The 17815-nt window shown below is 66.9% G+C and carries 18 protein-coding genes; 3 read left to right on the top strand and 15 right to left on the bottom strand.

What is annotated here, in order from left to right; genetic code table 11:
- Window positions 1-53: 53 nt before the first annotated feature.
- From HC031_RS09150 to HC031_RS09095, 12 genes are all read right to left on the bottom strand, one after another.
- Complete coding sequence (locus HC031_RS09150; RefSeq protein WP_167924752.1) at window positions 54-1280, bottom strand: NAD(P)/FAD-dependent oxidoreductase; 1227 nt, start codon at window positions 1278-1280, stop codon at window positions 54-56.
- Between the two features lie 162 nt (window positions 1281-1442).
- Window positions 1443-2294 carry a substrate-binding periplasmic protein gene (locus HC031_RS09145; protein ID WP_205862463.1) on the bottom strand — a complete coding sequence of 284 codons (852 nt, stop codon included), beginning with the start codon at window positions 2292-2294 and terminating at the stop codon, window positions 1443-1445.
- 33 nt (window positions 2295-2327) lie between these two features.
- A complete protein-coding gene (locus tag HC031_RS09140; RefSeq protein WP_167924750.1) occupies window positions 2328-2975 on the bottom strand; it encodes an amino acid ABC transporter permease in 648 nt (215 codons plus the stop codon).
- Entirely contained in the window at window positions 2972-3625 is a 654-nt protein-coding gene (locus HC031_RS09135) for an amino acid ABC transporter permease (RefSeq protein ID WP_167924749.1), read from the bottom strand. The genes HC031_RS09140 and HC031_RS09135 overlap by 4 nt, the downstream gene beginning before the upstream one ends.
- Complete coding sequence (locus HC031_RS09130; protein WP_167924748.1) at window positions 3622-4404, bottom strand: amino acid ABC transporter ATP-binding protein; 783 nt, start codon at window positions 4402-4404, stop codon at window positions 3622-3624. Before HC031_RS09130 ends, HC031_RS09135 begins: the two co-directional genes overlap by 4 nt.
- A gap of 200 nt (window positions 4405-4604) precedes the next feature.
- Window positions 4605-6152: an AMP-binding protein gene (locus tag HC031_RS09125; protein WP_167924747.1), complete on the bottom strand. Its 1548-nt coding sequence runs from the start codon at window positions 6150-6152 to the stop codon at window positions 4605-4607.
- Window positions 6153-6200: 48 nt separating this feature from the next.
- Entirely contained in the window at window positions 6201-7253 is a 1053-nt protein-coding gene (locus HC031_RS09120; protein ID WP_167924746.1) for an NAD(P)H-dependent flavin oxidoreductase, read from the bottom strand.
- A gap of 102 nt (window positions 7254-7355) precedes the next feature.
- Window positions 7356-8135, bottom strand: coding sequence for an SDR family oxidoreductase (locus HC031_RS09115; protein ID WP_167924745.1), 780 nt, complete (start codon window positions 8133-8135; stop codon window positions 7356-7358).
- Between the two features lie 46 nt (window positions 8136-8181).
- On the bottom strand, window positions 8182-8604 hold the full coding sequence (locus tag HC031_RS09110) for a YbgC/FadM family acyl-CoA thioesterase (protein WP_205862462.1): 423 nt from the start codon (window positions 8602-8604) through the stop codon (window positions 8182-8184).
- Window positions 8601-9500, bottom strand: a complete 900-nt coding sequence (locus HC031_RS09105; RefSeq protein ID WP_167924744.1) for a nitrilase-related carbon-nitrogen hydrolase — start codon at window positions 9498-9500, stop codon at window positions 8601-8603. The genes HC031_RS09110 and HC031_RS09105 overlap by 4 nt, the downstream gene beginning before the upstream one ends.
- Window positions 9501-9587: 87 nt before the next feature.
- Window positions 9588-10802 (bottom strand): FAD-dependent oxidoreductase, encoded by a 1215-nt coding sequence (locus HC031_RS09100; RefSeq protein ID WP_167924743.1) that lies wholly within the window; start codon window positions 10800-10802, stop codon window positions 9588-9590.
- Window positions 10803-10866: 64 nt separating this feature from the next.
- Window positions 10867-11667 (bottom strand): citryl-CoA lyase, encoded by an 801-nt coding sequence (locus HC031_RS09095; protein WP_205862461.1) that lies wholly within the window; start codon window positions 11665-11667, stop codon window positions 10867-10869.
- Between the two features lie 357 nt (window positions 11668-12024).
- Between HC031_RS09095 and HC031_RS09090 the strand changes: the two genes are divergently transcribed.
- Window positions 12025-13494 (top strand): PucR family transcriptional regulator, encoded by a 1470-nt coding sequence (locus tag HC031_RS09090; protein ID WP_167924741.1) that lies wholly within the window; start codon window positions 12025-12027, stop codon window positions 13492-13494.
- A 239-nt stretch (window positions 13495-13733) separates the two neighbouring features.
- Here HC031_RS09090 and HC031_RS34720 read toward each other — a convergent pair whose 3' ends face one another.
- The 3 genes from HC031_RS34720 to HC031_RS09080 form a co-directional block, all read right to left on the bottom strand.
- On the bottom strand, window positions 13734-14321 hold the full coding sequence (locus tag HC031_RS34720; protein ID WP_420813621.1) for a CocE/NonD family hydrolase C-terminal non-catalytic domain-containing protein: 588 nt from the start codon (window positions 14319-14321) through the stop codon (window positions 13734-13736).
- The gene (locus tag HC031_RS34715; protein ID WP_167924893.1) at window positions 14240-14641 is read right to left on the bottom strand and encodes a CocE/NonD family hydrolase; all 402 of its coding nucleotides are present in this window, start codon (window positions 14639-14641) and stop codon (window positions 14240-14242) included. Before HC031_RS34715 ends, HC031_RS34720 begins: the two co-directional genes overlap by 82 nt.
- Before the next feature lie 138 nt (window positions 14642-14779).
- The gene (locus HC031_RS09080) at window positions 14780-15982 is read right to left on the bottom strand and encodes a zinc-binding dehydrogenase (RefSeq protein ID WP_205862459.1); all 1203 of its coding nucleotides are present in this window, start codon (window positions 15980-15982) and stop codon (window positions 14780-14782) included.
- Between the two features lie 765 nt (window positions 15983-16747).
- Between HC031_RS09080 and HC031_RS09075 the strand changes: the two genes are divergently transcribed.
- Both HC031_RS09075 and HC031_RS09070 read left to right on the top strand, forming a co-directional pair.
- On the top strand, window positions 16748-17191 hold the full coding sequence (locus HC031_RS09075; RefSeq protein WP_167924740.1) for a squamosa promoter-binding protein 15: 444 nt from the start codon (window positions 16748-16750) through the stop codon (window positions 17189-17191).
- Window positions 17188-17589, top strand: coding sequence for a hypothetical protein (locus HC031_RS09070; RefSeq protein WP_167924739.1), 402 nt, complete (start codon window positions 17188-17190; stop codon window positions 17587-17589). Before HC031_RS09075 ends, HC031_RS09070 begins: the two co-directional genes overlap by 4 nt.
- The last annotated feature ends 226 nt before the right edge of the window (window positions 17590-17815 follow it).

Below are 17815 nucleotides of genomic sequence, written 5' to 3'. Positions count from 1 at the left end.
CGGTGCTGGCGGGCGCACGTTCGAAGTCAGGGATGCCGGGAAACGCCGGCTCGTCACCACCGCACCAAGCCGTCCTCCGTCGCCTGCAGGCCAGGCCGGTCCAGGGCCAGCTCGTCGATCCGGAGGCTGGTTTCCACGCCGGAGGCCAGCTCGGAGATCAGCTTTCCGGAGATCGGACCGGCGACGTTGCCGTAAATGTGTCCGGTGGCCAGGAGCAGCCCGGGCACGGCGTCGACCCGGTCGACGATCGGCAAGGAGTCCGCGGTACTGGGGAGGATGCCGGTCCACACGCCCTCGACACCGAGGTTGCGGTACTGAGGGAACGCCTCCAGCAGGGCACCGATGCCCATCTTCAGCCCGATCGCCGACATGCGGTGGTCGAGATCGTCGGGCATGTCCATCGGGCAGCCGATGAACAGATTGCCGTCCTCGGTCTTGGAAACGCACTCCAGGTGTTCGACACCGTGTCCGGGATCCTCGTAGGAGGCGGTGAAGTACTCGTCCTTGTAGCTGGGCAGCGAGCGGATCATCGCGTAGTTCTTGGCCGCCAAGGGGCCGTACAGGACCTTGTCGAGTTGCTCAGGGACTCGGCCGAGCATGATGGCGCCGAGCCGCTCCGGCTTGAACGGGACCTCGACGCCGTCGGCCTGCAACATGCCCGACCACGCTCCGGTCGCCCAGACCACCTGGCCGGCCGGAACATCCCCGCTGACGGTCCGGACGCCGACGGCCCGGCCGCCCGACCGCAGCAGGCCGAGGGCCGCAGTGTCCTCATAGATCCGCACACCCATCCGGCGGCAGGCCTGCGCCAGGGACCGCACGAACTTCGGGGTACGAATCTGGCCGTCCTCCGGGCTGAAGGTGGCGCCGATGACGTCGGGCGACAGGATCGGCGCGGCCTCGTGGGCGGCCTGTTCGTCGAGCAGCTCGATCTTTAGGCCGTCAGCGCGGCGGGCCTCGACGAACTCGGCGTACACGCGACGCTGGTCATCGGTGTGGAAGTAGATCATGCCGCCGTTGCTGCGGTACTCGAAGGACGGGCCGAGCTCCTCCGCGAAGCCGTCGTACAGGGCTCGGCCGGCGCGCGCGAGTTCCAGGGAGTAGCCGGCATTCCTGTTGTGCATCCAGAGGTAGCCGAGGTTCCTGCCGGAGGCGCCGTGAGCCAGCTCGTGCTGCTCCACGAGCGCGACATCGTGGCCTCGTTTCGCTAGGAAGTAGGCCGAGCTCACGCCGACGATGCCACCGCCGACGACGACGACGTCTGCCTTGTCCAGAATCATGTACTGCTCCTGCTGTCGGTATGCACGGTCCGGTTGTGCTGAGACTCGTCAGCCGGTGCGGCGTGGCGTCGCCGCGCCGGACCGCGATGCGGGGTCGACTGCTTGGGCTGGCCGAGCGCGGAAGCCGCTGGTTCGGCCAGCCCACGCGCCGGATCGGTGCGGCTACTGGATGAGCTGGAGTTCCCCGGTGTTGGCGGCCGAGCCGCTCAGCCCGTTGTCCTCAAGGATCTTGGCCAGCTTGCCGTTGTCACGCAGCGTCTTCAGGTCCTCGTTGACCGCGTTGTACAGCGCCTGGTTGTTCTTGGACATCGGGAAGCACACCTGCGGCGGCTGCTTGCTCGCGGCCACCCGCGAGTCGGCCGCGGGATTGACGACCTTCCACTTGTCGCCATTCTGCTTGTTCGCGTACGTCGCCGAGCCGAACGAGTCCGCGGCGACCTCGATGCGGCCCGCCTTGAGGTCGTTGTACATCGCGGTGGGCGTCGGGTAGACCTTCAGGTCCGAGCCGTAGATCTTCTTGAACTCCTCGTTCCACAGGTAGCCGTCGACCGTGCCCATCGCGCGACCCTGGAGTTCGGTGAACGTGCTGGCGCCGTTGGTCGAGATGATGCCGATCTGGTCGCCGTAGACGGGGCCGGCGAGGTCGACGACCTTGGCCCGCGCGGCGGTGCAATACCAGTTGCCGGAGGCGATGTCGGCCCGACCGTTCTGCGCGGCGGTGACGACCGAACCGGTATCGAGCGGCTGCCCGGTCAGGCTCAGACACTCCATGCTGGCGATCTCTTTGAGGATCCCGCCTTCGGCGCCCGTCACCGTGGTGCCGTTCACGTTCGTGAACGGGGGGAACGTGTAGGTGGACGTGGTCAGCGTGCCGCTCTTGGCGGTCTTGAGGTTGGCGTGCGCCGGCTTGCACCCGGCGTTCGCCGCAGGGGCATTCTGGTCGTTGCCTCCGCAGGCGGCGAGTGTCGCCGCGGAGAGCAGCAGTACCCCTGCCAAGGCTATCTTCTTGTACATCGTTGTACCTCTCTACGGGGTGTGTGCACGGCTTCAGACGTGCCGCGAGAGCCTGCGCTCGACGCGATCGGTGAAGGCACTGGCCGAGATGGTGATCGCCGCGTACATCACGGCGGCGATGATGAAGAGATTGAAGTAGTGGAAGTTCGAGTTCGCGATCGACTTCGCCTGCGACATCAGCTCTGGAACCGCGATCGTGAAGGCCAGGGACGTCGCCTGAAACATGATCACGCTGAAGGACATCAGCGAGGGCAGCGCGATGCGCAGTCCCTGGGGGATGACGACGTCGCGCAGGGTGTCCCAGCGGCTCATGCCCAGCGCGCTCGCCGCTTCGATCTCCCCTTCGGGGACGGCCTGGAGCCCGCCGCGCATGATCTCGCTCGTGTACGCGGCGGTCGTGAGGGCGAGCGCGATGCCGGCCGACAGCAGGCCCGATAGGGTCACCGGGATGCCGTTGTAGACCAACTGAAGCATCACCAGCGCGGGCGTGCCGCGACCGATCTCGGTCAGGGCGATGGCGACGTAGCGGGTGAGCCGCGTCCGTGACGTGCCGGCGATGGCGAGGATCAAGCCGCCGGGCAGGCCGAACAGAAGGGTCAGCCCGGCAAGCTGGAGGCTGACAATCAGTCCGTCGATCAGCTGGCCTTGGTGCGTGACGAAGTCCTGCCAGATGCCGGTCATCGCATAACCTTTCTGCGCAGGTTGCTGTCCAGCCGACGTGCCGCCCAGGCGGCGGGAATGGTGAGGGCGATGTAGTACACGCCGGCCACGACGAACGGGGTGGCTGAGCTCAACGTGCTGGAGATCGTCGTGGCGTAGTAGGTGGTTTCGAAGACGCCGATCGCCGAGACCAGCGACGAATCCTTGATCAGCGACAGGGCGTACGTCGTCGATGCAGGCACCGCGACCCGCGTGACTTGCGGCGCGATGATCCGGGAGGCGGTGTCGAACCGGCTCATCCCGAGCGCTTGGCTGGCCTCCCACTGCCCGGCGTTGATGGCGCGAAGCGAGCCCCGGTAGATCTCGGCCATGTAGACCGCCGAGACGAGACCGAGTGCCGCGACGCCGGAGCGCCAAGAGGTGAAAACGGTTCCCAAGGAAGGATCGAACTGGGTCGGTCCGTTGTAGATGAGGAACAGCCAGACGATCAGCGGAACACCGCGGACCAGTTCGATGAATGCCCGGCCGGTCCAGCGGGCCGGCCGCCACGTGGAGACGCGGAGCAACATGACCGGCACGCCCAGAACGGCACCGAGCGCGAACCCGAAGACCGTGAGCTGGACCGTCGTGAGAATCCCGTTGGCGACGCCGCTCCAGACCTCGCCGCTCATTCGCGGTCCAGGACGGCGCGAAGGAACTGGCGAGTGCGGGCCTGTTGGGGGTCGGCGAAGATCTGGTGTGGATCGCCTTCCTCGATGATGTCCCCGTCACCCATGACGACCAGGTGATCGCTGACGTCGCGGGCGAACTGCATCTCGTGGGTGACAACCGCCATAGTCATGCCCTCGTCGGCCAGCTCCCGCATCACCTTGAGCACCTCCAGGCCGACCTCCGGGTCGAGCGCCGAGGTGGGCTCGTCGAAGAGCATCACCTTGGGGTCCAGCGCGAGCGCTCGGGCGATGGCGATGCGTTGCTGCTGCCCGCCGGAACATCGCGCCGGGTACTGGTCCGCCTTGTCGGCCAGCCCGACACGCGACAGCAGGGCGCGCGCCCGCGCCTCCGCCTCCGCCTTGCTACGACCGAGGACCCGCTGCTGCGGCAGCGTGATGTTCCGCAACGCGGTCATGTGGGGGAAAAGGTTGAACGACTGGAAGACCATCCCGACCCGGGACCGCAGCGCCGCGAGATCCCGCTCCTTGATCTCGTGGTCGGCATGCACCGTGACACCGTCGACAGTGATCGTTCCCGCGGTCGGACGCTCCAGCAGGTTGATGCACCGCAGCAGCGTGCTCTTGCCGGCGCCGGAGGGCCCGATCAGCGCGACGACCTGACCCGGCTGCACCTCCAGCGAGATCCGCTTGAGCACCAGGTGATCGCCGAATCGCTTCTCGACGCCGTCGAGCCGAATCGCTGAGGTGGTTTTCGATGCCGCCGCATCGGCCAAGCTCATAGCTGCACTCACCTTCTGACCAACCTCCCGGGCCGATGCGCTGCCGCACGGGGATGACGCCTACTGAGATCTGCACCACGTCTTCGCGGTCTGGTAGGACCCTAGGCTCTGGCTATAGGGCCCCGGCACTGGAAGATCCGCGAAGTTCTGCGGTTCCGTCCGTGGAAGTTACGAACCAGATGCCGGCCCGGCAGTGACGGTCAGGCGTCGTGCGCCAGGAGCTGGTTCAGCAGCTCCTTACGACTCAGCTTGCCGGTGGAACCGACCGGCAACGCCGGCACGGTCACGATTCGGCTGGGCACCTTGTAGGGCGCCAGCCGGGAGCGCGCGAAGGCGATCAGCTCAGCCGCATCGACGGCGTGTCCTGCGCGCGGGACGACCGCCGCGACCACCGCCTGGCCGTAGGTGTCGTCGGGCAGCCCCACGACACCTGCATCGGCGACGTCGGCATGTTCGCGCAGCACGGTTTCGACCTCGGCCGGCGAGATGTTGGTGCCGCCTCGGATGATCAAGTCGGAAAGACGGCCGACGACGAACACGTAGCCGTCTGCGTCGATACGGACCAGGTCTTTGGTTCGGTACCAGCCCTCAGGCGTGAGTGCCTCGCAGGTCGCGTCCTCGTCGCCCCAGTAGCCGAGCATCAGGCCCGGCCCGGCCGACAGCGCCTCGCCGACCTCGCCCACCCCGACGTCGGTCCCGTCCGCGCGCAGGACCTTGAGCTTCGCCCTGGGCACCAGCCTGCCGGCCGAGCCGGGCTTTGGTGTCGTGTCGACCTCGGGGTCGTACGTGACCAGGGGCAGGCACTCAGAAGCGCAGTACGCATCCAGGACCGCGGTGCCGGTGGCCTGCCTGAACAGTTCGAACGCGACCTCGTTTCGCGGCTCTCCTCCCGAGATACACAGCCGGAGGGTCTGAAACCATCGCCAGTCGGGTTGATCTCGCGCGATCTCAGCCAGCTTCGCGAAAGTTGCCGTGACGCCCGGAAGGAACGTCCCCCCCTCGCGTTCGATCGTGGCGGCGATGACGTCGGGCCGGCCGCGCTGGAGCACGACCACGGTGCCTCCCCCGATCAGCGTGGCGAGCGAGGTGCTGGCCAGTCCGTACATCCACGCCAACGGCAGCGCCACCACGGTCGTGTCGTCCGGGCCCAGGCGCCACACCTCGCGATAGGTCTCGGCGCAGTTGTAGATGGCCAGCGACGAGACCATGATCGCTTTCGGCCGGCTCGTGGTGCCCGACGAGAAACAGATCATGGCGAGCTGTTCCCGAACGCTCTGCGGCGTTGGTGCCGCTACGCGTCGGACGTGCGTGACGTCGAAACGGTCGACGGACGCTACCGGAAGCTGCATGTCCTGCAGCGGCACGGCCGACAGGTCGCAGTGCCCGTCGGTGAGCAGCAGCACCGGATCGGCCAGCTCCACCGAGTACCGCATGTCCGAACTGCCGGAGGAAGGGTAGATCGTCACGATGACGGCGTGTGCGCGCCAGACCGCGAGCACGGACACGAGGTAGTGCGCCGAGCTTTCCGCGACGATGGCCACGCGGTCGCCGGGGCCGATCCCCGACGCGCGCAGCGCCTCGCTGCGGGCCGCCACCAGCGACCAGAGCTGCCGGTAGGTGAGGCGCATGTGGTCGTCGACGACAGCCAGGTGATCCGGGTGCGCTGTAACCACCGACTCCAGCGCGGCCAGCACGTCGCCGTGCGGCAGGCCGTACAGGGTGCCGTTGGGAAGCAGATCGCGTTGCACGGTGTCGCCTCTCTAATTCCGAAGTGGTCTCACGCCCTTGTGCTCACCTCAGTTTCGAGGGGCTGCGGCGCGCAGGATCTGCTCGGCCTCGGCCGCCATGGTGCGCACGATGTCCCCGGCAGGCGTGATCTTGTGAATCAGCTGCACGCCCTGGCCGACCGGCATCATGCCGAACTCCGTGTCACCGTCTTGATAGCCGGTCTCCACCCGGGTGCCGGCCACCGCGTACTGGCCGGGGAAGCCCGCCGGGCGCTCGCCCGATGTCTCCCACTGACGCGTCCAGGCATTCGTGAACGCGCGCATCCGCTTGCCGCTGTAGGAGAAGGTGATGGTGGTGTCCTTCGCCTGCCCGGCCAGGACGCGCTGCTTGAAGGTGTCGTGGCCGTACGCCTCGGGGCTGGCGATGAACCTGGTACCGACCCAGACGCCGGCCGCGCCCAGGCAGAGCGCCGCGGCCAGACCACGACCATCCACGATGCCGCCGGCGGCCAGGACCGGCTGCTCGACTGCGTCGATGATCGCGGGCACCAAGGTGAGCGTCGAGACGTAGCCGGTGTGCCCGCCGGCTTCGTAGCCCTGCGCCACGATGAAGTCGACTCCGGCCCGGGCGGCCTCCTCGGCCTTGCCGAGCGAACCGACCAGGGCGATCACCTTTATGCCGCGGGCCCGGCATTCCTCGATGAACCAGTCCGGCGTCGCGAACGTCAGGACCACCGCTGCCGGTGCCGCGTCCAGCACGACCTCGACCTGGCCGGCCACGGCACCGGGCGTCAGGAGCGCCTCGACGCCGGCCAGCTTCGCGCGGTCGGTCTCGTCCAGGCTGCCCCACAGCTCGCGAACCGGCGCCCACTGGGCCTCGTCCTCGGTCGTCAGGGAGTCCGGCAGCAGGAGGTTCACGGCGAACGGCCGGTCGGTGCGGCTCATGATGTTGCCGATCTCGTCACGCAGCCGGTCCGGCATGAAACTGACGCCGCCCAGGCAGCCCATGCCGCCGGCGTTGCTGACCGCGACAACGAGATCGGCCTGCGCCACTCGGGCCATGCCGGCCGAACAGATGGGGTGGTCCAGCCCGAAGGCGTCGGTGAGAGGCGTGGTGAGCAAGCTGTCACTCCATGGTTAATCGGTGATGACCGGAGAAGGCGGCCGATACCGGACCCGGCTTCCGGAGCCTGCGTGGCTCCGGGCGGCCGCCGCGGTTAGTGGTCAGACGGCGTTCCATCCACCGTCGACCTGGATGACCTGGCCGTTGACGTAGGAGGCCTGCGGCGAGGCGAGGAAGACGACCACCGACGCGATCTCGTGCACCTCGCCCGGGCGCCGGGTGGGAATGAGGAAATTCCAGATGTCAGGGGACACACCGATGCCACGGTTCTGGTCGGCGACGAGGTCGCCGAGCAGTTCCTCGGACGTCGCCCGCAGATTCGTCTTAATCACGCCGGGCGCCACGACATTCGCGGTGACGCCATGCGCCGCGACGTCCACCGCCAGGCGGCGGTGCATGCCCTCGATGCCGGCCTTCGACGCCACATACGACAGGCCGTCGGCAGCGCCGCGCTGCCCGGCGACCGATCCGATCGTGATGATCCGGCCGTGCCCCTGCTTGACCATCACCTGGGCCGCGGCCCGGCAGCCGTAGAAGGTGCCGGACAGGTTTACGTCGATGACTCGCTGCCACAGCTCCGGCGTGGTCTCCAGGACGTCGGCGTAGCCGTCGAAGACGCCCGCACTGTTCACCATCACGTCCAGCGCGCCTTCGTGCTCGACGACGTCGGCGACGACGCGCTCGACGGCCGCCCAGTCGCTCACGTCGAGCACCCGGGTCAGCAGGTCGTCCGCGCTACTCGCCGCCGCCTTGGTTGAGGCCAGGCGGGCCTCGGAGATGTCGGTCGCGTAGACCCTGTAGCCGGCCTCGACGAGGGCGTAGGCGATCCCTTGCCCGATGCCCGAGCCGGCGCCTGTGACGATCGCGATTCGCTGCTTCACAACTGGTGACCCTAGGCCGACGGCGTGCGCGGTTGGAGTGGGAGGTTCACGGAGGATCCCCCGGTTCATTGTGAGGACTACCAACTGAACCCAGGAGGTGGGCGATCGCTTCTGGCAGCGGCCGTGAGCGTGCCGACGCAGCGGTGACGTTCACATAGGTGATCTCTGCCCGGGCGGCGACGTGCTCGTCGGTCGAGTACGTCGTCTCGAGGGTGAAGCTTGAACGGCCCACTCGCGTGCACTGCACGTGGACCTGCACCACCTGGTCGAACCGGATCGGGCGCTGGAAGGTCAGCTGCGCCGCCACCACGGAGGGGTCGACGCCGATCTCGTTCAGTTGCGGATAGGTCCACCCGAGGTCACGGAAGAACTCGGTCATGGCGACGTCCGCGAGCTCGAGGTAGCGGCTGTTGAACAGGAATCCCTGGGCGTCGGTCTCGTGGTAGCGGACCCGGTGTTCGTGGATCACGAGCGGGCCGTGCTGCGAAGCTTGTCGTACAGGTCCGGACGGCGCAGGGCCAGGCCGGGAGTTTCCGGCCGCTCGCGCGATGCCCGCAGCAGGTCCTTGTCGATCGTGACGATCAGCAACCCCTCGGCAGGGTCGCCCCGCTCGGCCAAGATCCCGTTGTTGAGCCCGAACGTCTTGTCGACGGGCGCCGCGACGAACGGAGTACCAACGGCGTGCAGCGGGGCATCGGCCGGGAGCCCGCTCGAGCCCACCAGCGGGGCCATCGCGACGTACAGCTGGTTTTCCATCGCGCGGGCCAGCGCTCCGGTCCGCACGCGATGCACCCCGCGCCGGTTCCAGGTCAGCGACGGGCAGAGGATCAGCTCGGCGCCGTTGTCGACCAGATACCGCGACAGCTCCGGGAACTGGATGTCCGCGCAGATCAGGACCCCGGTGGTGAACGGACCGACGTGGGCGACGAGGAGTTCGTCGCCGCCGGTGGCGCCGAGCGCGTGCTCCTGCGGCGTCAGCTGGATCTTGTCCTGGGTCTCGACCCTACCGTCGGGGTGAATCAGGAAAGCGCTGTTGCGAAGGGTTCCGTCGGATGCGCGACGGTTGTGGCTGCCGGCCAGGACCGAGACGTGGTGCTGCTGAGCCTGCGCCACATGACCCTCAAGAATCTGGTCGGCGAGGCCGGCGAGATGGTTCCAGTACGCGTCGGAGATGGTGCCGGCGACGACGCGCCCGCCCGGGGCGGCCGCCAGCAGACCGGTGCTGGCCAGCTCCGGGAACACCACCAGGTCCGCGCCTTCGCGCGCGGCCTGATCGACAAGCTCGCCGGTATGGGCCAGGTAGTCGTCGACCGAGTGCTCCGGGCGGAGTTCGAACGCGGCGAGGGCGAGGGTCAGGCGGCTCATGGACGTACTCCTGCAGAATTCGGCGCCTGCAGCAGCGGTGCCGCAAGGCGGAACGTTGGAGGCGGGATGGTGTGCCGGCGCTCGGATTCAGCCGATCACGTCGGACTCGAGCGCACTCCGGTCGATGCTCAACGCATCGGCGAAGTCCGACCGCTCGCCGGAGATGATCTCCGCCATCACCTGCCCGGAGATCGGGCCCGTGGCGACTCCCCAGGTGTGCCCCACGTTCACGTACACACCGTCGACCCGGTCGAGGATCGGCAGCCCATCCGGCGTGGTGCTCATCAGGCCGGCCCAGAGGCCGGTCACGCCGAGTCCGGCGTGACCGGGGAACCGCTCGAGCGTGGTTGAGATCATCGCCTGGGTCGCCGCCATGCTGATGTGCGGGTTGAGCGACCCCACCGCGTCGATACTGTGCCCGATGAACAGCGACCCGGCCCGGTTCTGCGTGATCACGTCGTCGTAGCCGACGGATTGCCCATGGTTCCCGGTGGGCGGAGCGAACGTTGCCGCGGTGAAGCCCGGCAGGTCCCGTAGCGCGCCGACGAGGTCGACACCTCGAGGTCCGTGCATGACGGGGCCGAGCAGAGCGTCGATGGATTGCGTCACGACCTGGCCCATGCGCGCCGTGCCGACCGGCACCATGGCGCCCTCGTTGCCGAGGCCCGTGATCCACGCGCCGGTCGCCCACACCACCCCTGAAGCGAGAATGTCCCCGCGAATGGTCTTGACGCCGGTCACTGACGGCCCGTTGCGCAGCTCGGACAGCACCGCCGTGTTCTGGAAGATACGGACCCCTGATCGGATGCATGCGGCGCTGAGCGCCGCAACGAACTTCTGGGAGTCGATCTGGGCATCGTCGGCGCAGTACACCGCACCGAGCGCGGTGGCCGGAAAGGCAGCCGACAGATCCTGCGCTTCCTTCACCGAGAGGATGCTGACGTCCAGTCCGGCCGCGCGGCGATCCTCGACGTACTCCTCGAGGATCCGGCCCTGCGCCTCGGTCTCGAAGAAGAAGAGGCCACCCTTCTCCTGGTACTCGAACCCGTCGCCGAGCTCGGACACGTACTGGCGCAGCTTCGCCTTGCCCGCGCGGGCGAGGTCGAGCTCGGTACCGGTTCGGCAGGTCTGCAGCCACACAGCGCCGGCGTTGCGGCCGGAGGCGCCGAAGGCGGCGAAACGCTGCTCGACGACCACCACGCTGAAGCCGCTCTTGCGAAGCTCGTACGCCGTGCTGAGGCCGGTGATGCCGGCACCGACGACGACGACGTCAGTCGTCGCGAGCGTTGCGGCCTTGGTCACTCGCCCCACCGTCCCTCAGTCGGCCTGGCCTCTTCGTCCACTTCGGCCACCTCGTCGCAGTCTCTCAGGAGGAATGCTCGGAACTGCCGAGCTCTCGCCGCGGAACGTCGTAGTCGACGTCCTTCGCCTGCAGCACGCGGATCCGCCGACCGCTCGACAGCTCCTCGGAGATGTGAGCGACCACACCGGGGAGTGTACCGATGACGGCGAGTGCCGTTGCCTCCTCAGGCGTGAATCCGAGCGACACGCAGAGCAGCGCCATCATGCCGACGTCGTTGATTGGGATGTCCGCCTTGCCCGGCAAGGAGGTGAACTCCGCGTGGATCGCCTCGTACAGGGTGGCCGCATCCGACCACACCCCCTCATCCACGGCAATCTTGCGCAGCACCTGAGCCCGCGGGTCGATCTGCTTGAAGACGGGATGGCCCAGGCCCGGGATGCGTTCCTTGCGGCTGCGCAGGTCTTCGACGATCGTCCGAGCGAACGCCCGCATGTCGTTCGAGGCCGAGGCCACGTACTGCTCGTACACCCGGGTCGTGAACCGGGCGGTGGCCTCCGGCGCCAGCGAGTACTCCCCGGCCGCGAGCGCCGCCGCCGCCAGGCCCGCCTGCATGCTCGGGTTGCTCGAGACCACGAACCGTGCCGCGACCGTCCCCGGCTTCTCCAGTGCGTAGTCGAGTACCGCAGTGAGGATCGCGTCGAGGACGCGAGCCTGCCCCGCAGTCGGCAACTCGCCCCGGATCAGCAGGTAGGTGGCGGCGGTGAAGGACGAGCCGATCAGGTCATCGAGCCGATAGCCGCGAATCACCACCGAGTCGCCGGTGATCTCGCTGACACTCGACTTCCAATAACGGTCTTCGCTCACCGCATCCTCACTCACTCGACGCCTCGATCCTCCGTGACTGGACGTTAGGCGCGGGAGCCCACCACCCGTATGGGACGAAGTCCAAAGACTCGCCCCGTTTGTTGATAGATTTCCAATACTCGGTCACGGCCATTGGCTAGACGCTGACCAAAACGTGCCGAGGCCGGGAGAACGGATCGGAAACTCATGACGCGGTTAACGTCTCCATCGCTGCGCGACGTGCTCGCTCGGCTGGGCGTCGACGAGCATTCGGTCCCGCCATCAGCGATGGACAACCGCGTCACGGACGCACGCATCTGGTGGCCCGGGAACCCACTTCCCGCAGATCCAGCGACCCTGGTCATCTGCCCTCCGCGCTTGGACGAGGGCGGACGCCGGCTACTGAAGGAGCTTCTGGCAGCAGCCGAGCCTCGAATCGTGATTCTGGCCTCGTCCGAAGGAGACCGTACTGCTGACCGCGGCCATGTAATCGTGCCGATCAGCCCCGACGATTACGACGTCGAATCGCTGATTCTCGAAATCAGACATGTCATCGAACACCCGGATCAGGCAACGACCCGGCACCTGGCCGCGTTGCAGCGCTCGTTGAGCATCTCACTCAGCCACGACCAGCCAATACCCGATCTGCTCCGACGGCTCAGGATGCGGTACAACGCCGCCTTCGCGTTGATCGACAGCGACGGCCGGGCGGCTCACGCAACCGGACCGGTCCCACTCAGGATGATCTACGAACAAATCTCGTTGACAACCGCAGACTCACAACGTATCGCCGTCGAGGGCTGGAACGGCGTGGCAGCGCGCATCCACCCTGTGGACGAAACGGACACGATGGGCGGCTGGCTCGTCGCCGCGACCCGCCGCAACGACTTCGCCGACCAATCGATCACGGCTGCGGTGCACATCGCCGCCACCTTGGTCGAGACCAGTCAGCGCGTTGCGGCGGTGGCCCGCGGCCAGGAACGCGCGGTGCGTGCAGCGCTACTCGAGCAGGCGATCGCGCTGCGCCCCGTGCGAGGGGATCAGCAGCTCGGTGGGCGCATCGCCGGGCTCGGCATCTCCTTCGGCGAGGAACTCCGCGTCGCCGTGTTGCGTCCGCGATCCACGCGCCCGGGAGCGACGCGCAACAGCAGCCTCGCCGAACTCGACGTCGTCCTGCAACAGACGCTCGCCGCGGCTCATGTTCCCGCGCTGACCGCGACCCGCAACGGCGTGCTGACCGCCCTGCTGCAGACCTCTCCGCGGGACCTGCGACGGCTGCTCATCTCCAGCCCAGTGAAGTTCGGGGGCGTCACCGTCGGCGTAGGACGCCGCGTGACCGATGTCGGTGACGTCGCCGACTCGTACCACGATGCACAACTGGCCCTTCGCATGATCCACCGCCGGCGAACCGGGACGCTGCTGTTGTCCTACGAGGACTTCGACATGGCCTCGCGGCTCTTCGCCGACGTCGGCCTGGAACGCATGGAGTCCTGGGCACGCCGGTACCTCGACGTCGTCATTGACAAACCCGGACTGCTGCATGCGCTGGTTATCTACTTCGAACACGACCAGAACATCAACGCCGCTGCTCGGGCCTTGGGGATTCATCCCAACTCACTGCGCTACCGGCTAACAAAGGTCGAAGAGCTACTCGACATCAGCCTGCGGTCGCCGTCGGCCATTGCATCGCTCCTCCTGGCGCTCACCGCACTCGACTTGAGCCTGAATGAGAACCAGCGCATCAGGCCGGGCGCCCAGTCACCGCCCGACAGCGACGCGACGGGCGCCGCCACCGACTTCGGGCAGGAAGGTCCGCGCACGGGCGTGGTCCGAGGCTCAGACTCGTAGCGCTTGCCAACGCTCGGCCTACGAGCCTGGTCCCTGACCTACAATGCCTACTGGTCCCAGACCTCGGTCGACGAACGGTAGAAGCCAGCCGCAGCAGCGGCAGATTCACCCCTGCCCTATCTTGCCCGCTATTGTCGAGGCCATATCGGGCATTTGCCTCGAACTTTGCCTCCGGCTGGTCTGCACCGCCAACGATGGGTGTCCCCCAATGGCGACAATCTGGTTGATTGTATGGATCGTTACGTGGGATCGAGGCGGGTCTGTGTCCACGATGGTCGGCCGACCATGGAGGACAATCGAGCACACTGGTGGTCGGTGGCGTCTGATCCAGTCCCGGATATCGCGCATTGCTTGTCCATGTCGACCCACGGCCCCCGGGTTGTTGCAGCTTGAGGTGTTTTTTTCGTGTTGAGGACAGGACAGAGCGGGGGTTGTGGGACGAGCGCGACTTCTGACTGCGACACGAAGTCGCACATTGCGAGTGGGCTCGCAGATTGGAGGGCCGACGTTTGTCGGTTGTGTAGCCTCGGGTGAGTGCTCGATGCCCGTCCCCGCCCTGGCGTGCGCCGCAGGTCTTGCCTGTTGGGGTGCGAAGCCCAGGGAAGAAGCGGGTTCGGCACGACGGGAAGCGTGAGGTAGGACGAGCCGCCGGCGTGGACGACCTGGTTGGCCAGTTGCATCGTCGACGGATCGGTCTGCTGCAGCGAGTTGAGATTGCGGTCCCACCGCGGGAAGCAGCTCGGCGTCACGTGCACCCAGAGGCGGTGGCCGGCCTTGAACAACGTGCTGGTCGACCACAGGTCGACGTCGACCGAGCGCGGGGCCACTGGACGTTGCCCATGTAGCTGGGTCCCCACATACCGACCCGGCCGTTGCTGCCGGACAGGCTTGCCGCCCAAGCGATCGTGTCGAAGCCTTCGTGAGCGTCGGCTGCGCCTGGCTGCCAGGTGTAGCCGCCGGAGGCGTACCGGCCGCGGACGTCCTGGATGACCGCGATGAGTCCTTGGCGGATTGCGGTCAGGGGGTCGAGGAAGGAGTTCTCGTAGGTGCCGGACTTTCCGTACGGGGCGCGAGCGACGATGATTGGCCAAGGCCCCTCGTCGGAGGGGCGATAGACGTCGGCGTAGAGCACGACTCCGTCACGCATCGTGGCCGGAACGTCGTACTCGATCGTGGTACCAGACAACGGCTTCTTCTGTTGTGGACGCGGGTTGTCCCCCGAATGGGCATGGACGTGCGGGGCGTCGAGGTCCCAGCCTCGCCAGCGGTATGTCGTCTCGGCGACTCAGGGCACGATGACGAACTTGCCGACGTGCTGCCGCTTGACAAACTGCGCCTGTGCTTCACCCAGCTGCTCGAGTGAGAAGGACTGCTCCAGCATGGGCTTGAGCTCACCGGACTCCACCAGACTGACGATGCGCCGGAACGTCTCGGACGTCGGGCACGTGATGCCGTACATCTCGAGATCCTTGTAGATTAGGTCGCGCAGGTCGATAGTCTCAAGCGGTCCGGCGATCGCACCGGCGGTGGTGTAGCGGCCGCCACGACGCAGGATCTTCAGGAGGCTGCCGAATGCGGGTCCGCCCACGACGTCCGCGACGACGTCGACGCCACGGTCACCGCAGATGTCTCGGACTGCGGACTCGAGATCGTCGGTCTCACGTGGAATGAAGTGGTCGGCCCCGAGAGATCGGATGCGTTGCTCCTTCGATGCGCTCGCAACCGCGACGACGGTGGCGCCGCGGATGTGCGCAAGCTGGAGGAGCGCTGTGCCCACTCCGCCGGCAGCTCCGGTGACGAGCACCGTTTCGCCGGCTTGGAGCTCGGCTCGGGCCAGCATCTCCTCGGCGGTGTCGTAGGAGCACGGGAAGGTAGCCAGCTCGGCGTCGCTCAGGTTGCTGCTGATGGACAGCGCGTTCTCGGCAGGGACTGCGATGTACTCCGCGAATCCCCCGTCACGTTCGCTTCCGAGGTATTCAACCAGCTGCGCGCGCTTCGGGAGGCTGGTATCACGCACGCACGGGTCGACCAGAACGCGTTCCCCAACTCGCGACGGGTCGACGCCGTCGCCGACCGCGACGATCGTCCCAGCGGTCGCGGCGCCACTGATGCGCGGGAAAGTGACGGTGTTGGTGTTCCACGAGGCGGCGTCGTCGCCCGTGGGCTGCGGCGCGTCGGCGCTGCCTTCACGACCCGAGACGCCAAAGTCCTCGGTCAGCTCGCTTGCCACGACGCGGTCGTACCAGCCCGTCCGGGTGTTTATGTCGGTGTTGTTCACGCCACAAGCACCGACCTTGACGAGAACCTCGCCCGCGCCCGGCTCAGGGATGATCAAGTCGTCGCGGAAGGACAGCTTGTCCAGACCCCCATGACCGGTCAGTACGACACCTCGCATGGTGTTCGGTGCCTGCTGTGCCTGGGCGGTCTCGCTCATCAGGCCACTCCCTGTCTTCATGGTTTCTCCTCGACGTTCCAGATCGGTGGTCACGAGAACACGGCGACAGGCGACCCGAGCACGTCGAGGTCGGGCGCGACGCCCAGGCCGAGCTCGGCCTCCACGACCATGTCCCTTTCGGCTGACGGCTTCCTGTCAAGTGCACGCGAGCCTCGTCCACGGGCCCTGCGTCGCAGTTCCCGCCAGTCTTGATCAGCCCGTCACCCCGGTGAACTGTTCATCGTCCAAAGGATCGCGGCGTCGCTTGGCACTTGCCCTAACGACTCCGCCTTCGCGGGCGGCCCCCGGCATACCGGAACGGTCGTGAGGATAGGCGCCACACGGCGTCACGTGGGCGATACTGGGTTTGAACCAGTGGCCTCTTCTGTGTCAAGGCTGATTGCAACTCCCGGCGGTTGTCGACGGGTACGGAATCGCGGCGTCCGGTGCTGGTCAGATGCGTTCCTGCGTCATCGGTGCGCGTCGGTCGGTACGGCGTTCGCTGCCTTTCTGCTGCCTGCCTGTCCGGGTGCGACCAGCGGCTTACCGGCGGTGGAGCTGGCTTTCCGCCCGGCCGACCACCGGGAGGCCGGGCGGCTTCCCGGGCCGCCGGCTCACCGCGTACCCCCAAACCGGCGAGACACCAGGGCAAGATCGCAAGATGGACAGGGCGGGTTGGAGGCTGTGGATGTGACCAGGCATCGTCCTGGCATCCTGAATCCGTCCTGATCTGCGAAAACGATGGCAGCGAGACCCGGTCACCAGTAGGGTCCTCGATCACGATGTTCCTGTCGGCTGCGAGGCCGGATCGGGTGTGCGATGAGCTGGGTTGCAAACGTGATGCTGTCGGTCGAGGGCGACGACCAGGCCAACGCTGAGGAGTTCAGCAGGTGGCTCGACGAGGAGTGCCCTCGTCGTGAGCTCGGCATGGCGCGAGGCGGCTGCGGCAATCTGGCCGTGATCACCGGGTCCGACACCCAGTGGGGCGGGTACAAGTATCCGGAATGCCACGTGTACGCCGGGGCGCTGAATCACGCTGATCTCGACGCCGTTGTCGATCGCTTCGGCTCTGTTCCGTGGCGTAAACCGAACGGCGTGCAACTGTTCCTCATGGACCAGGAGCAGTCGTTCTTCCGCGTTTGGATGATCCGAGACGGCAGGGTGCAGCAGTACGCGCCCATATCGCCCGACGAGGAAGACGACGAGTTCTGGCCCGCAGACGAGGCCTCCTCGTCGCTGAGCGCTAGGAGCCCGAACCGATGACGGCCGAGAACCTGGACACCGACGAACTGATCGCGCTGCTCCACCTCGGAACCGATGAGTTGTTCTACATCGAGGCGGCGGTGAGGTTGGTGGAGCGGCACCGGTACTGGCTGGAACAGCCCACCTTTCGCCGGTTCATCGAGCTGTTCGACAATCCATACCCCAGGTCAGCGGGCATCTGGTGGAAGGACGCCGTCGCAGCGCTCGACCGCGGTGAGTTGGAATGCGACCAGGAGGCGGCCAACGTCTTGAGAATCGCCGCCAGCATCGCGACCTTCTACCAGGTCTCGTTCCGCGACGTCATGGAGAGTCTTTCGCCGGAGACCATGAAGCATGCCGCCGAGGCCCTCATGTGCGCAGGTGGCTACACCGAATCGGTCGCCACACCGAAGTTCTGAGGCTCGTCATCAGAGACCGAGCAGAGCCGGGTTCTTGGCACCTCGCGTGCTCGCTCGCTGCCCTCCCGATACCCCCATGGATGGCAAGGGCCGGCGACAGAGACTTGGACGGAGTCACGCGGGTTAGGAATTGTCGATCGTCGGTCGACGGCGGTCCGCTTACCTGCTGCCCTTGCTGGTCACGGCCTGGTCGTCGCTCTCGTCGTTGACCGTGGTTGCCCGCCGT

The organism is Planosporangium thailandense (genome assembly GCF_011947195.1).
GTDB lineage: Bacteria > Actinomycetota > Actinomycetes > Mycobacteriales > Micromonosporaceae > Planosporangium > Planosporangium thailandense.
Note: the sequence above shows the minus strand (reverse complement) of the source record. Positions and strands in the feature narration are given on the sequence as shown.

What these genes read in the sequence shown, in the direction of transcription:
- HC031_RS09130 (WP_167924748.1), bottom strand. Translation starts at nt 4,404, where the DNA reads ATGAGCTTGGCCGATGCGGCGGCATCGAAAACCACCTCAGCGATTCGG.
- HC031_RS09140 (WP_167924750.1), bottom strand. Translation starts at nt 2,975, where the DNA reads ATGACCGGCATCTGGCAGGACTTCGTCACGCACCAAGGCCAGCTGATC.
- HC031_RS09105 (WP_167924744.1), bottom strand. Translation starts at nt 9,500, where the DNA reads ATGAGCCGCCTGACCCTCGCCCTCGCCGCGTTCGAACTCCGCCCGGAG.
- HC031_RS09075 (WP_167924740.1), top strand. Translation starts at nt 16,748, where the DNA reads ATGAGCTGGGTTGCAAACGTGATGCTGTCGGTCGAGGGCGACGACCAG.
- HC031_RS34715 (WP_167924893.1), bottom strand. Translation starts at nt 14,641, where the DNA reads ATGCGTGACGGAGTCGTGCTCTACGCCGACGTCTATCGCCCCTCCGAC.
- HC031_RS09145 (WP_205862463.1), bottom strand. Translation starts at nt 2,294, where the DNA reads ATGTACAAGAAGATAGCCTTGGCAGGGGTACTGCTGCTCTCCGCGGCG.
- HC031_RS09135 (WP_167924749.1), bottom strand. Translation starts at nt 3,625, where the DNA reads ATGAGCGGCGAGGTCTGGAGCGGCGTCGCCAACGGGATTCTCACGACG.
- HC031_RS09150 (WP_167924752.1), bottom strand. Translation starts at nt 1,280, where the DNA reads ATGATTCTGGACAAGGCAGACGTCGTCGTCGTCGGCGGTGGCATCGTC.
- HC031_RS09070 (WP_167924739.1), top strand. Translation starts at nt 17,188, where the DNA reads ATGACGGCCGAGAACCTGGACACCGACGAACTGATCGCGCTGCTCCAC.